General features: G+C 64.1%; 11 protein-coding genes. 2 read left to right on the top strand and 9 right to left on the bottom strand.

Annotated features, from left to right (window positions below):
* Positions 1 to 50: 50 nt before the first annotated feature.
* From QF047_RS03015 to QF047_RS02995, 5 genes are all read right to left on the bottom strand, one after another.
* Positions 51 to 1,313 (bottom strand): MFS transporter, encoded by a 1,263-nt coding sequence (locus tag QF047_RS03015; RefSeq protein ID WP_307273769.1) that lies wholly within the window; start codon positions 1,311 to 1,313, stop codon positions 51 to 53.
* A gap of 62 nt (positions 1,314 to 1,375) precedes the next feature.
* Complete coding sequence (locus tag QF047_RS03010; protein WP_307273766.1) at positions 1,376 to 2,032, bottom strand: Poxvirus protein I5; 657 nt, start codon at positions 2,030 to 2,032, stop codon at positions 1,376 to 1,378.
* A gap of 19 nt (positions 2,033 to 2,051) precedes the next feature.
* The gene (locus QF047_RS03005; protein ID WP_306635561.1) at positions 2,052 to 2,969 is read right to left on the bottom strand and encodes a carbohydrate ABC transporter permease; all 918 of its coding nucleotides are present in this window, start codon (positions 2,967 to 2,969) and stop codon (positions 2,052 to 2,054) included.
* Positions 2,966 to 3,919, bottom strand: coding sequence for a carbohydrate ABC transporter permease (locus QF047_RS03000; protein ID WP_306635563.1), 954 nt, complete (start codon positions 3,917 to 3,919; stop codon positions 2,966 to 2,968). Before QF047_RS03000 ends, QF047_RS03005 begins: the two co-directional genes overlap by 4 nt.
* A gap of 47 nt (positions 3,920 to 3,966) precedes the next feature.
* Entirely contained in the window at positions 3,967 to 5,256 is a 1,290-nt protein-coding gene (locus tag QF047_RS02995; RefSeq protein ID WP_306635564.1) for an ABC transporter substrate-binding protein, read from the bottom strand.
* Between the two features lie 200 nt (positions 5,257 to 5,456).
* On the opposite strand from QF047_RS02995, the gene QF047_RS02990 reads away from it, so the two are divergent.
* Positions 5,457 to 7,472, top strand: coding sequence for a beta-galactosidase (locus QF047_RS02990; RefSeq protein ID WP_307273761.1), 2,016 nt, complete (start codon positions 5,457 to 5,459; stop codon positions 7,470 to 7,472).
* A 5-nt stretch (positions 7,473 to 7,477) separates the two neighbouring features.
* Here QF047_RS02990 and QF047_RS02985 read toward each other — a convergent pair whose 3' ends face one another.
* The gene (locus QF047_RS02985) at positions 7,478 to 7,618 is read right to left on the bottom strand and encodes a hypothetical protein (RefSeq protein WP_307273758.1); all 141 of its coding nucleotides are present in this window, start codon (positions 7,616 to 7,618) and stop codon (positions 7,478 to 7,480) included.
* A gap of 561 nt (positions 7,619 to 8,179) precedes the next feature.
* Here QF047_RS02985 and QF047_RS02980 point away from each other — a divergent pair.
* Complete coding sequence (locus QF047_RS02980; protein ID WP_307273755.1) at positions 8,180 to 10,156, top strand: HNH endonuclease signature motif containing protein; 1,977 nt, start codon at positions 8,180 to 8,182, stop codon at positions 10,154 to 10,156.
* A gap of 497 nt (positions 10,157 to 10,653) precedes the next feature.
* On the opposite strand, the gene QF047_RS02975 is transcribed toward QF047_RS02980, so the two are convergent.
* The 3 genes from QF047_RS02975 to QF047_RS02965 all read right to left on the bottom strand — a co-directional run bounded on the left by QF047_RS02975 (position 10,654) and on the right by QF047_RS02965 (position 14,140).
* Positions 10,654 to 12,021, bottom strand: coding sequence for an ABC transporter substrate-binding protein (locus QF047_RS02975; RefSeq protein ID WP_307273753.1), 1,368 nt, complete (start codon positions 12,019 to 12,021; stop codon positions 10,654 to 10,656).
* Between the two features lie 240 nt (positions 12,022 to 12,261).
* On the bottom strand, positions 12,262 to 13,206 hold the full coding sequence (locus QF047_RS02970; protein ID WP_306635568.1) for a carbohydrate ABC transporter permease: 945 nt from the start codon (positions 13,204 to 13,206) through the stop codon (positions 12,262 to 12,264).
* Positions 13,196 to 14,140, bottom strand: a complete 945-nt coding sequence (locus QF047_RS02965) for a carbohydrate ABC transporter permease (RefSeq protein ID WP_307273751.1) — start codon at positions 14,138 to 14,140, stop codon at positions 13,196 to 13,198. Before QF047_RS02965 ends, QF047_RS02970 begins: the two co-directional genes overlap by 11 nt.
* Positions 14,141 to 14,391: the final 251 nt, after the last annotated feature.

Below are 14,391 nucleotides of genomic sequence, written 5' to 3'. Positions count from 1 at the left end.
GTCGTTATAGCCGTCAAAACGACACTTACGGCTACTTAGTTGGGGAGGGATCAGGCGAGTGGGCTCCTCCGGGCGTTCCGCCACAGCAGCAAACCGATCACTAGTGCCGACAGCATGCCCAGCGCGCCGGTAACCACAAGACCCAGCCGCACCCCGAACTGTTCCGTCAGCCAGCCCGCCAACAACCCGCCCATGGCGTGTCCGCCCAGCAGCAGCGGCAGGTAAAGCGCCATCACCCTGCCACGGATTTCGGGCCCGGCCTCCAGCTGGACAGCGGTCGCCGCGCTGGTCAGGAACAGCAGGGTCATCAGGCCCACCACCACCAGCATCACCGTAAAGAGGATGAGGTTGGGCATCAGGGCCGCCACCAGCTGGGACAGCCCGAAAAGGCCGGCCGCCAGAACGATTCCCTTCCGGCCCAGGGTCCGCAGGCGGGCGGCCAGCAGGGCACCTGCCAGGGCACCAACGGCGCTGACAGTATTGAACAGGCCGAACCCTTCAACACCGTTGCGCCAGACGCGTTGGGCGAAGGCCGCCAGCACCACGGGCCCGTTCATTCCGAACATCCCCAGCAGCCCGGCCAGCGCGATAATCAGCAGCAGCGAGGGCCGGTCCCTGACGTACCGGAACCCCGCGAGAAGCTGGCCCCGCCCCCGGGCCGCAGGGGTGCCGGGGTGCAGCTCGGCGGGCCGGATGGCGGCGATCATGCACAGGACCAGCACGCACAGCAGCGAGTTCGCGGCGAACGCTGCGGCTGATCCGGCCTGGGCGATGACCGCTCCGGCCAGTGCCGGCCCTGCCATGGCGCCCAGTTGGCCGATCGCGTTGTTGAGGCCGATGGCTGGCCGGAGGGCGGCGTCGCCCACCACTTCGTTGACGAATACCTGGCTGGCGGGCTGGTTGATGGCTGACGTTACCCCCAGTGCAATGCAGCTGGCGTAGACGGCCCAGACGGTAATGGTCCCGCTCGCGGCCCAGGCCGCGAGACCCATGGCGAGGAGGGCGATAACGCCCTGGCACACCAGCATGATGCGGCGCTTGGGAAAGAGGTCCACCAGCAGGCCGCTGAGCGGGCCCACCACCAGCATCGGCAGGAATTGCAGGGCAACGGCCACACCCACGGCCGCGGGACTGCCGGTCAGCTGCAGCACCAGCCAGTCCTGGGCCAGGCGCTGCATCCACACGCCCACACTGCCTGTGAACACCAGCGCCAGGAAGAGCCTGTAGTTGCGCTGGGTCAGGGGCTGGTACCACGCCGGCTGGTTCTGTGAAGGACGGAGGGACTGCTCGGAACGCTGGCGGTCGGAAGACACGTCGGACTCAACTCAATAGTGACGGACAGAACCAGGCCGTGCTTGGTGCGGCGCTGGGTAGCTCAGGCGCGGTTGGAACGCAGTCTGACGGCGGCCGAGGCCAGGATCAGGATGCCGGGGACCACCACAAACAGTGCCGCGAGCATCCAGACGAACACCACTGCCCCGAAGAGTGCGGCAACCAGCAGGAGCGACCCCGTCCAGTCCCGCATGGACACGGCCTGGCCGGTTTCGAGTGCGGAGCGCCAGGCGCTGCGGGCATCGGCCCCTGGGCCAGTGCCGGAGCCGGAGCCGCCGTGACCAGCGAAGTCGGACCAGGCTGCGGTGGTGCGCAGGAGCAGGACAGCGGCCCCGGCAGCGAGGATCAGGGTGGCCGGCAGCACGACTTCCCGGCCGGGCAGCTGCCCCACCCACCCGAGCAAAAGGTTAAGGACAATCACGACGGCGGCTGCCGCCGTCGCGATTCCCAGCTTCCAGCTGCCTGGCAGGGCAGCCTTGAACGTGTTCCAGAGGCCGCGGACGGAATCGTCGCGGCCGGACAGGTGCCGTTCCAGATGGGCGATCCCCGCCGCGTACGCAGCGGGGATCGTCACCAACGGAATGGACAGCACCAGCACCAGCACGCCGGCCAGGAGGGTCTCGGAGAACAGTGCGAAGCGGTTGACCGGGACGGGTTCGTGGTGGTTCGGTGCGGGTGTGGTGCTGTCCATGACGCTCATTTTCAGTATCGGTCTTCCGTTAGCCCTTGAGGCCCTGGGTGGAGACGCCTTCAACAATGTAGCGCTGGAACACCAGGAAGAAAATCAGTACCGGCAGCAGGGCCAGGACGGACATGGCGATCATGGCGCCGTAGTCCGAGCTCTGGGTCTGGTCCACGAAGAGGCGCAGGGCCAGGGGCAGCGGGTACTTTTCGGGGGTGTTCAGGTAGAGCAGCGGGCCCAGGAAGTCGTTCCAGCTCCAGATGAAGGAGAAGATCGACGTGGAGATCAGGGCCGGCTTCATCAGCGGCAGCATGATGGAGGTGAAGATCCGGACGTGGCCGGCGCCGTCGATCCGTGCAGCCTCGTCCAGCTCACCGGGGAGGTTGCGCATGAACTGGACCATCAGGAAGACGAAGAAAGCGTCGGCGGCGAGGAACTTGCCGATCAGCAGCGGCACGTAGGTGTCCACGAGGCCGAGCTGCTGGAACACGATGTACTGCGGGATGATCACCACGTGGAAGGGCAGGAGCAGGGTGGCGATCATCATGCCGAAGAAGATGCTGCGGCCGGGGAACTTGATCCGGGCGAAGGCGTAGGCCGAGACGGACGCCGAGAGGATGGTACCCACCACGGCACCGATGGCCAGGATCAGCGAGTTCGTGAAGAACTGCAGGGTGGAGACCCCGCCGATGCCGTCCATGGCCGTGACGAAGTTGTCGAAGCTGAAGTTGTTGGACCACAGGGAGGTGTTGGTGCCGCCGATTTCTGCGTTCGGCTTGAAGGATGAGGCGATCATCCACAGCCCCGGGTACAGGACCACTCCGGTCAGGGCGATGGCCACCACGTGGAAGAGGGTGCTCTTGGCCCGCTTGGCCGTAGTCGACTCAGACTTGGGGTTGTAGTTGGGCACCTGGGCGTCCGAGGCGGACTGGGTGGGGGTTGCCATGGTTGTCATTTTGCATCACCGCTGTAGTGGACCCAGGACTTGGACGTGCGGAAGATGATCAGGGTCAGGATGCCCACGACGATCAGGAGAAGCCAGGCCATCGCGGAGGCGTAGCCCATCCGGAAGTCGCTGAAACCGCGCAGGTACAGGTAGAGGGTGTAGAAGAGGGTGGAGCCGGCCGGGCCGCCTTCGCCGTTGGAGATGATGTAGGCCGAGCTGAAGATCTGGAACGCGTGGATGGTTTCCATCAGGAGGTTGAAGAAGACCACCGGGGAGAGCATGGGCCAGGTGATGTTGAAGAACTTCCGCACCGGGCCGGCACCGTCCATGGACGCAGCCTCGTAGAGGTCCGCCGGGATCTGCTTCAGGCCGGCGAGGAAGATCACCATCGGGGCGCCGAACTGCCAGACGGTCAGCAGGATAAACATCGGCATGGTCATGGAGGGGTTGCCCACCCAGCCGCCGAGGTTGATGCCGAAGAAGGACAGGCCCTGGTCAACCGGACCGGAATCACCGAACATCGCCTTCCAGACGATCGCAATGGATACGGAAGCGCCGATCAGGGACGGGGCATAGAACGCGGACCGGTAAAAGCCCTGGCCCTTGCGCGCGCTGTTCAACAGCATTGCCACTGCCAGTGCGGCTGCGAGCTTGAGCGGGGTACCGAAGACAACATAGCCCACGGTCACGCCCACCGACTGCAGGAACCGTTCGTCCTGGAACATGGTGGTGTAGTTGTCCAGCCCGATCCATTTGGGCGGATCGAACAGGTTGTAGTTCGTGAAGGACAGGTACAGCGAGGAAATCATGGGCCCCAAGGTGAGGACGATGAATCCCAGCAGCCAGGGCAGCAGGAAGGTGTAGCCGGCGCGGGCGTCCGCCCCACGCTGCCGCGACTTGCGCGGCAGCGTGGAATCGGAGTGCGCCGAACGCCTGCTCAATGTTGGGCTTTGAGTCACGAGTTCAATCCGTCAGTTGTGAACACTGGATCCGGCGGTCTGCCTGATCAGGCGTTCTGCTTGATGAGGTCTTCGGCTTCCTTGAACCATGCGTCGGCTGCGCTGTCGATGGTCAGCTTTCCGTAGTTCAGGTCCGAGCTGACACGCTTGAAGGAAGCCTCAAGGGTGCCGAAGCCAACGATCGGCGGTTCGGGAGCGTCCTTGAGGTACTTTTCAATGGACTTCTCGTAGTCCACCACGAGCTTGTCGGTACCTTCGAAGGTGGTGCCGTCACGCTGGGTCTTGGAGGCCGGAACACCGCGGGAGGTCTTGAAGATTTGTCCTACCTCGGGATCGTTGATCATGAAGTCGATGAAGCGGGCGGCGGCGTCCTTGTACTTGGTCTTGGCGCTGGCCACCATCAGCATGGACGGCTTCAGGAACAGGCCCAGGTTGTCCTGATCGTCGGACGGGACCGGAACCAGCTTGAGCTCCTTGGCGCCGCTGTCCCCGAGGTAGCCGGCCATGAAGTTGTCCCAGGTGACCTCGGTGGCCGTGACGTTGGAACCGAACGGCGACTTGGGGGCGAGCTGCGTGACGCGCTCCTCCGAGACGATGGCAGGGGTGCCGCGCAGTCCGGCGGTGGTGTTCCACCACTTCTTCATATCGTCCTTGGTAAAGCCGAGCTTGCCGTCTGCGGTGAAGGCCTCGATGTTGTTCTGGCGCAGCCAGATGTTGAACATCCACCACACCCCGGTGTAGTCGGTGGAGCCAAAGAGTGCGCTGTTGCTCTTGGTGCCCACCTGGGCCAGGAAGTCGTTGAATTCCTTGTAGGTCCACTTGCCCGTCGGCTCGGCGATGCCCAGGGACGCCAGCTTGGCCGGGTCGTAGTAGACGGCGAAGGCGTTGGTGCTGGTGGGGATGCCGTATTGCTTGCCCTTGATCTGGCCGGAGGGCAGGAGGGACTTCTCGAAGGCATCCGTGTTGATCTTGACGGTGCCCAGGTCCAGGAGCTGGTTCCGCTGGCCGTAATCGCGCAGGTAGGAGAGGTCCCACTGCATCACGTCCGGCAGGCCGCCGCCGGCTGCCTCGGTGGCACGCTTCTGCCAGTAGCCGGCGAAGTCGGTGAAGTTGCCGTTGACCTTGATGTCCGGGTTCTTCGATTCAAACAAGGCAATGGCCTTGCGGGTACGCTCAGCGCGGTCGTCGTTGCCCCACCAGGTGTAGTTGATGGTGACGGGCTTCTCCGCGGAGCCGGTCTCTCCGGAAGAGCTGGAGCCAGTTCCGCAGGCCGCCAGTGCCGCGGCAGATGCGGTACCGACGGCTACGGTGGTGAGGAAATGCCTTCTGTTGATCATGGGAGCCTCCTTGCTCGATGTGTGCAGTCCCTTTGCTCAAAGCTATAACGTGAGTAGTGAGCTGGCTTACACGGCTTCTGAATCGATACAATATCCGCATTCCCGGTAATGGGCAAGCGTTTTCCAGTATTCTGGGCAAGCGTTTTCCAAAGATCTGGTTTTCACGCCGCTTCCATCTTCGCAGCAGACAAAGGAGTCCCATGACTTTGCAGGAAACTTCCAGCCCGGCCAGTGTCTGGAACAACATCGAAGGCATCGCCTACGGCGGTGACTACAACCCGGAACAGTGGCCCGTCAGCGTCCGGCTCGAGGACCTGGAGCTGATGAAGGAAGCAGGCGTGAGCTTCCTTAGCGTGGGAATCTTCTCCTGGGCACTGCTGGAGCCGTCCGAGGGCACGTACGACTTTGGCTGGCTGGACGAGGTGATGGACAACCTTGCTGGAATTGGCGTCAAGGTTGCCCTCGCCACTGCCACGGCTGCTCCCCCGGCGTGGCTGGTGCGGAAGCATCCGGAGATCCTCCCGGTCACGGCTGACGGCACCGTGCTGGGACCGGGGTCGCGGCGGCACTACTCGCCGTCGTCGGCCATTTACCGCCGTTACGCCACGGGAATCACCCGTGTGCTGGCGGAGCGCTACAAGGACCACCCGGCCCTGGCACTCTGGCACGTGGACAACGAACTGGGCTGCCACGTCTCCGAGTTCTACGGCGAAGAGGATGCCGCCGCATTCCGGGCCTGGCTGGAGCGGCGCTACGGAAGCATCGACGCTCTGAACGCATCCTGGGGTACGGCTTTCTGGTCCCAGAATTACGACTCGTTCGAGGAGATCCTGCCGCCCGCCGTTGCCCCGTCCACGCTGAACCCGGGCCAGCAGCTGGACTTCCAGCGCTTCAACTCCTGGGTACTGATGGACTACTACCGGGAACTCGTGGCCGTCCTGCGGGAAGTGACCCCCGGCGTTCCCTGCACCACCAACCTGATGGCCTCCAGCGCCACAAAATCCATGGACTACTTTGACTGGGCCAAGGACCTGGACGTCATCGCCAACGACCACTACCTGGTGGCCGCCGACCCCGAACGGCAGATCGAACTCGCGTTCTCCGCGGACCTCACCCGGGGCATCGCGGGAGGCGACCCGTGGATCCTGATGGAACATTCGACGTCGGCCGTCAACTGGCAGCCGCGCAACCAGCCCAAGATGCCCGGCGAAATGCTGCGCAACTCGCTGGCGCACGTGGCCCGCGGCGCCGATGCAGTGATGTTTTTCCAGTGGCGGCAGAGCTTCGCCGGCTCGGAGAAGTTCCACTCGGCCATGGTGCCGCACGGCGGGCGGGAAACCCGCGTCTGGCGCGAAGTAGTTGACCTGGGAGCCGCACTGAAGCGGCTGGCCCCGGTGCGTGGTTCCCGCGTGGAATCACGTGTTGCCATCGTGTTCGATTACGAGGCCTGGTGGGCCAGCGAAATCGACTCCAAGCCGAGCATCGACGTGAAGTACCTGGAGCTCCTGCGCGCCTTCCACCGTTCCCTGTTCCTGAGGGGCGTGTCCGTGGATATGGTGCACCCGTCGGCGTCGCTGGAGGGCTACGACCTTGTCCTGGTCTGCACGTTGTACTCCGTCACTGACGAGGCCGCCGCCAACATTGCGGCGGCTGCCTCCGCCGGTTCCACCGTTTTGGTGAGCTACTTCAGCGGGATTGCGGACGAAAAGGACCACGTGCGGCTGGGTGGCTACCCGGGTGCGTTCCGGGAACTGCTGGGCGTGCGGGTGGAGGAATTCCACCCGCTGCTGGCGGGCAGGCAGCTGAAGCTGAGCGACGGTGCGGTCTCCTCGATCTGGAGCGAGCACGTACACCTTGCCGGCGCGGAAGCCGTGCAGACCTTTACGGAGTATCCGCTCGAGGGCGTTCCGTCACTGACCCGACGGGCCGCCGGCGACGGTGCGGCCTGGTACCTCGCCACGTTCCCGGACCGGGACGGGATCGAGTCGATTGTGGACCGGCTGCTGGACGAGTCGGGTGTTGCGCCCGCTGCCGGCGCCGACCCTGGCGTGGAGCTCACACGGCGCCGTTCCGGCGACGGCCGCAGCTTCCTTTTCGCCATCAACCACTTGCGTTCATCCGGGACGGTCCAGGCTTCCGGAGTTGACCTGCTTTCCGGAGAGCGGTTTGACGGCACGGTTCCTGCCGGCGGCGTTGTGGTGATTGCAGAGGACTGAAGCCCTTACTTATCCACATAGCCGCCTTCGCGCCGGGTTTTGTCGGGGGTCTTTGGCAGAGTTGCCTTATGGAAGCCATTGGGGATCAGCTTGCGGAGTTCGGCGGTTACGCTGCCGCGCCCGCGCTGGTTCTTGATGGCTCCCAAAGCGCGGATTCTGGAGCTGAGCCAGGGGCATCTTCGGGTGGTTCTTCTTGTGGTTCTTCCATGGGTGGGACGGGTGGCGGCAGAATTGTCAGACCCCGGTACAAGAATGGGTCCATGGAAGCCATTGGGGAACGGCCTGCGGAATACGGCGGTAACGTCGTGGTGCTTGGGCGGGCTGGTGTTGCAGCCCGGCCGCCGGCGGAGGGCTTCAGTGATTCGGGCTTCACTGATTCGGGATCCGGCATCCCGGGCTCGCCTGCCGCCTCCGAGGCCGACGACGGCACCCGGCTTAGTCCCGGGTGGCCCCTTCGCGCCGTACCAGCCGGGGCGGTGCCGGCTGAGTCGGCACCAGCAGCGTTCGAACCAGCAGTGTTCAGGCCAGCAGAATCCGGACTAGTAGATTCCGCACAAATAGAATCCGGGCCAGCAGACGCTGCACCACCAAGATCCGGACTAGAAGATTCCGTGCCGGAAGGGTCCGTGCCGGTCCAAGCATCGGCGCCCGATGAAGCTCCGGCGGCAGTTGCTGGGCCCTTTGATTCTGCATCGCGCCCGGCGGGTATGGTCGCGCACACGCGCCGGGAGCCGTTGAGCCTGGCGGAGATCGGCAGGCTTCTGGCCGAGGCCGCTGCTGCCGCACCCGGGATCCTTGCGGGAGCCGATTATGTTGAAGCCGCCAACTATGCCGGCGAGGTGGAGGATCTCTCCCGCGGGGTGGAGTACCTGCAGGTCCTCTCCGCCGGGACCGTGGACCGCACCCGGACCCAAGCCATTACCGCCGCGGACGCCGCCCGGGCCAGCCGCTCCCGTACCGGCAAGACCTGGGTCACGGGCTGGGACAACGGGGTCGAAACCCTGAACGAAACCGACACCAACTGGCCCGGCGAACCGACAGCCTGTGACACCGGGACGGGGCCCGGCACCGGGAACGAGACCGGCACCGGGACGGGCGGCCAGGGCCGGGTCATCACCTCACCGGCCGATGACGGCTGCGCCAACACCGCCGAGTTCCTCCGGCTCCGGCTCCGGATCGGCAAAAGCGAAGCCAACCGCCGTCTGGCCCTCGCAGCAGACATCCTGCCCACTACTACTCTCACCGGCGAGGCCATCCCCGCGCCCCGCGAACACCTCGCCGCCGCCCTCACCCCCACACCCGCCAGCACGGGCACAGACGCTACAAACACCGAAGACACCACCGGCACCGACACAGAAGACACCACGGGCACCGAAGCCAGCCCCGGCTCCAAGGACCGTGCGGAGAACCCGCCCGCCAATATCCCCGCGGTTTCGTCCCGGGCCGGGACCATCATCAGCCTGACCCTGAACCGGCTCCAGCACCTCACCACCCCCGGGAAGCTCGCCCTCATCGAGGAAAACCTCACCACCACCGCAGCGACCGCTGATCCCGACTTCCTCGCCCGCGTCGCCCGCCGCTGGGCCGACACCATCGACGCCGACGGCACCGAACCCAGCGAAGAAGCCCTCCGCCACACCCAAGGCGCGTTCATCCGCAAACCCCGCCACGGCCTGCACCACCTCGAAATCTTCGCCACCACCGACCAATACGAACACCTCCTCACGGTCATGAACACCGCCACCAACCCCCGCACCACCGGCCCCACCCCTGAAGGCACTACCGCAGGAGCCACGAGTACCAACGGCAGCACCAACGAAGGCGGCACCGGAGAAAACGAAGGCGGCACCGGAGAAGAGGACCGCACCACCCAGGACGGGGTCTGGAACGAGAACAACACTGACCCGGACCTGGACCGGCGCACCCGGCCACAAAAACAACTCGACGGCCTCGTTGGCGCCGCCAAAGTAGCCCTGGCCACCAACGCCCTGCCTGCCACCGGTGGCAACCGCCCCCAAATCATCGCCACCATCAACTACCAAGACCTCTTCCCCCACCACCACAGCGCCACCACCGGGGCAGACACAGGGGCCTGGAACGACCCAGACCCCGGCCGCAGCCGCAGCGGCACCGGCAGCACCCCCACGCCGCCAGGTCCGGTCGCGAGCCATGACCCCGCCACGACGGCCACCGAATCCGGCACGGGCACAGGCGTGGGCACGGGCATGGGCGCAAGCACGGGCACGGGGAACTTCGTCTTCACCGGACCCGTCGCCGCCGCTACCCTGCGCAAAATCGCCTGCGACGCCGACATCATCCCCGCACTCCTCGGCACCCACGGCGAAATCCTCGACCTCGGCCGCAAAACCAGGCTCTTCACCCCAGCCCAACGCAGCGCCCTCACCGCCCGCGACCAAGGCTGCGCCTTCCCCAACTGCACCATCCCCGCACCCTGGTGCGAAGCCCACCACATCACCTACTGGTCACACGGCGGACAAACCAACACCAACAACGGCGTCCTCCTCTGCAGCGGCCACCACCACCTCATCCACAAAGAACAATGGACCATCACCACCACCAACAACACCCCCTCGTTCACACCCCCAAAACACCTCGACCCCCACCAAAAACCCCAACAAAACACCTACTTCAAACCACCCCCACCACCAACATCCGGCGAATAAGCGCGCGAACGAAAACACGGAACCTCAGGCTGCTCTCAGCACCAGGGTGGCAGGCGCAAATCATGGAAACTGACGTCTGCGACCGGGAAAACGTTCGAGGACCTCATGCAACGAGGTCGCCGGTCAGAAAAGCAGATTCTCCGTCGGGCTCGACGCATCACGGTTCCGACCCGCCACGGGAAGCCTGGTTCCTGGAACTGGCAACAAAGGGGACGCCGAAAAGCACTGCCCTTCTGTCACTACAGGAGGCGCAGGAGCCGAGGACTGCCTCGTCAGACGACCAGACGAAACCGCGGCACTAGTCAGCCGTCGGGCAGGATTCCCCTCGAGTCGAGCGGCATTTTCGTTAAACAGCTCCGTCCCGGGAGGAACCAAAGGTTCCCGCCGGGACGGAGCTGCCACCCGCCGTCGGACGTTAGGGCGGAGGACGCATCCACCCAAGTTGTCCAAAGCCGTGTTGGCGGTGTGAGGAGCAGCTGGTGTCTGGAGTGTGGAGACTAGCTGCTGATCGCGGACTTCATCTCGTCATGCGCCTTCTTGCCTGCTTCCTCAGTGGACAGCCGCTCGAAGAGAACCTCGGAGGTGTAGCGCTTGATGATCTCCTGGATCGCGCCTGCGCCCTTCGGCGGCGGGGCCGGAGCCTCACCGAGTTCGTCCTTGATCTGGTCGATGAACTTGACCACCTTCACGTCGGATGGAGTCAGCTTGGCTTCGATGGCTGCGCGGACTTCTGAGTTGGGGTAGACACCGCGGTCGGCCAGGAGAGCCTCGCCGGCCTTGACGTTATTGGCCAGGAAGTTGATGAACTTGGCGGTTTCCTCGGGGTGCTTGGTGCGCGAAGAAGCCGACCAGAACTGCGATGCCTTGTACCAAAGCCCGGCGTCTTCGGACGAGCCGGTCTTGGTGGGGAACCGCAGGATCTTCAGGTCGCCGCCGGATGCCTTTTCCAAAGCCGGAGCCTGGTTGGACCACCAGAAAGCCATGCCGTTCTTGCCGGTGGCGAGGCCGCTCTGGTCCAGCGGTGCGGCCTCAGCTTCCACCACCTCGGAGGCGGACGGAACAGCCTTCTTCTCGCTGAGCTCCTTCAGGAACGACCACCATTCGGCGATGTCGCCCGGTTCGAATCCCAACTTGCCGTCAGAGGTGTACAGGGACTTGCCGTTCTGGCGGAGCCAAACGCCGAGCGACGCCTCATCGGTTCCATAGGCGGCCGCACCGTAGGTGCCCTTCGGGGACTTGGCTGTGATGTCAGCGGCGATTCGTTCGAAGTCCTCCCAGGTCCACTTTGAATCGTCGGGCAGCGGAACTCCGGCGGCTTCGAAGACCTTGGGGTTGGCCAGGATGGTGGCGGCGTTAATGCCGGCTGCGATGCCCGTCAGGCCGTCCTCGCCCTTGCCGGCATTGAGGGCCGCTTCGTCGAGCTTGGAGGTGTCGATGTCGTGCTTGGAGAGGTCAAGGAGGGCCCCCCGGCTGGAGTACTCGGTGATGTACTTTTCGTCCATCTGGATGATGTCCGGGGCATCGTTGGCGGCGACCTGGGTGGCCAGTTTGTCCCAGTATCCGCTCCAGTCGCCGAATTCCGGCTTGATCTTGATATTCGGGTTCTCGGATTCGAACTGCTTGATGGCTTCCTGGGTCAGCTGCGCACGCTTGTCGCCGCCCCACCAGGAGAACCGCAGCTCAACGGGTCCGTCGGCGCTTTGCTGGCCGGCTCCCCCGCCGCAGGCACTCAGGCTCAGAGCCATAACGACGGCGGCGGCAGCGGCTGCAACGCCAGTCTTACGTGAGGGGCGGCGTGCGCCCGTGGAGGATGTTGCTGCCGGCTGCGTGGTTGCAGCGGAGGCAGAGCGGGAAAAAAGCGGCACTGGTACTCCGATCTTCTTTGATCATGATGCTGGATGCGATGGAGGAATGAAGTTGGAACTAAGACGGGGAAAAAACGGGAAACCGCTTTCTGGACCTAATGCTACAAGTTGTCAACTTGTATCACAAGGGTGTTGTGCAAACTCTTTTGCACGGCGGAAACGGCCCGTCGCCGGACGGGCCGTTCCCAGCCAGGGGCGTCCCTACCGCCCAGGAAGGCGGTAGCGAAAAGCCGCAGCGGTTTACTTGATGCCTGTGGTGGCGATGCCCTTGATGAGGAACCGCTGCCCGAAGAGGAAGACCAGGAACACGGGCAGGAGGGACACGATGGACATGGCGAACAGCGATCCCCAGCTCGTGGCGGACTGCGAGTCGACAAAGGCCCGCAGGGCTACAGGAACGGTGAACATGTCCGGGTCCGTGAGGTAGATCAGGGCTCCGAAGAAGTCATTCCAGGTCCAGATGAAGGTGAAGATGGTGGTGGTGGCCAGGGCCGGGACCATCAGAGGGAGGATGACCCGCAGGAAGATGCGCGGGTGGCCGGCTCCATCGATACGGGCGGCCTCGTCAAGGTCCTTCGGGATGCCGCGGATGAACTGGACCATCAGGAACACGAAGAACGCATCCGTGGCCAGCAGCTTGGGCACCAGCAGCGGCCAGAAGGTGTTCACCCAGCCGATCTGCGAGAACAGGATGTACTGGGGAACGATGACCACGTGGAACGGCAGCATGATGGTCAGCAGCATGATGCCGAAGAACAGCTTCTTGCCGGTGAACTGCAGCCGGGCGAAGGCGTAGGCGGCCATCGAGCAGGAGATCAGGTTGCCCAGGATGGAACCGATCACCACGATGGCCGAGTTGAGCATGTAGTGGCCGAAGGGGTGGGTCAGCGCGGACCAGCCGGAGGTGTAGTTGCTCATCTCGAGGCTGTTCAGCCACAGGCCAGGCTCGCGGAAGATCAGGTCGTTGGGCCGCAGCGAGGAAACCACCATCCACAGCAGCGGGTAGATCATCAGCCCGCCGGCAAGGATCAGGATCGCGTGCTTGATGAGGGCTTTTGTCCGCTGGGAGCGGCTGAACGCAAGGGTACCCCGGGACTCCCGGACTCTGGGCCTGCGGTTCGTAGGCTTGCCGGCGCCGGCTGACTTCTTGTCCGGGGCGGGCAGCGTCTCAAGCTTAGTCGTCATAGAAAACCCAATACTTAGAAGCGATGAAGTTGATGGCGGTGAAGACGCCGATGATCAGCAGCAGGACCCACGCCATGGCGGACGCGTAGCCCATATCGAACTGGCCGAATCCCTTTTGGTACAGGTACAGGGTGAAGAACATCGTGGAGTCGGAGGGCCCGCCGTTGCCGCCGGAGACGATGAACGCCTGGGTGAACGACTGGAATGAACCGATAATCTGGAGCACCAGGTTGAAGAAGATGATGGGGCTCAGCATCGGCAGGGTGATTTTCCAGAACTGTTGCAGCGTAGTGGCGCCATCAACCCTGGCCGCCTCGTAGTACATGTTCGGGATCTGGCGCAGGCCGGCCAGGAAGATGATCATGGGGGCACCGAACGTCCAGACGTGCAGAAGGATGATCGAACCAAGCGCGGTGCTGGGATCCGAGATCCAGCCCGGGCCCTGGATGCCGAACATCGCCAGGACCTGGTTGACCAGGCCGGTGGTGCCGAAGATCTGCTTCCACAGGATGGCCACGGCCACCGAACCACCCAACAGGGAGGGCAGGTAGAACACCGACCGGTAGAACGGCAGCCCGCGCAACCCCTTGTCCAGGACGAGGGCGATCAGCAACGCCACGGCGAGCTGGAGCGGAACACCGATGAACACGTAGGTGAAGGTCACCCGCAGCGAGTTATGCAGCCGGGCATCGGTGAGCATCCGGGTAAAGTTCTCCAGCCCCGTCCATTCGGGCGGCTGGAGCAGGTTGTAGTCCGTGAAGGACAGGTAGAGGGACATCAGCATGGGGCCGATGGTGATGGCCACCAGGCCAACCAGCCATGGCAGCAGGAAGATGTAGGCGGCCTTGTTGTCCCGGCCGTTCGCCTTCTTCTCCTCGGCGGTGGCTTTACCCTTCCGCCGGGAAATCGAGCTGAGTTCGCTGATGGCGCTCACTGTGGCAACCCCGCTCCGAACAGCTGCCCCGCTGCAGCCGGCATTCCTGCCGGGCGCGGTGCCCTGGGTATGTGTTTTGCGGCCATGTGGTCTCCTTTGGTCATCGTGGCCTCCACGTTTGGTAATCGCCGGAGCGATCTTAGACGAGCACCTTCCGGAGTGCTTCCGTTAAGGTGGCACCGGGTTGGCGATGGTCCATGCACCACCTGCGGGTGGTGCGGATGAAAAAGCGGCTCGGTACCAAAGTAAAC

Source organism: Arthrobacter sp. W4I7 (assembly GCF_030816215.1).
Classification (GTDB): domain Bacteria; phylum Actinomycetota; class Actinomycetes; order Actinomycetales; family Micrococcaceae; genus Arthrobacter; species Arthrobacter siccitolerans_A.
Note: the sequence above shows the minus strand (reverse complement) of the source record. Positions and strands in the feature narration are given on the sequence as shown.

Bases quoted from the DNA above. Each gene is read 5' to 3' on its own strand.
- QF047_RS03010 (WP_307273766.1), bottom strand. From the start codon at position 2,032: ATGAGCGTCATGGACAGCACCACACCCGCACCGAACCACCACGAACCC.
- QF047_RS03005 (WP_306635561.1), bottom strand. From the start codon at position 2,969: ATGACAACCATGGCAACCCCCACCCAGTCCGCCTCGGACGCCCAGGTG.
- QF047_RS02995 (WP_306635564.1), bottom strand. From the start codon at position 5,256: ATGATCAACAGAAGGCATTTCCTCACCACCGTAGCCGTCGGTACCGCA.
- QF047_RS02990 (WP_307273761.1), top strand. From the start codon at position 5,457: ATGACTTTGCAGGAAACTTCCAGCCCGGCCAGTGTCTGGAACAACATC.
- QF047_RS02980 (WP_307273755.1), top strand. From the start codon at position 8,180: ATGGTCGCGCACACGCGCCGGGAGCCGTTGAGCCTGGCGGAGATCGGC.
- QF047_RS02970 (WP_306635568.1), bottom strand. From the start codon at position 13,206: ATGACGACTAAGCTTGAGACGCTGCCCGCCCCGGACAAGAAGTCAGCC.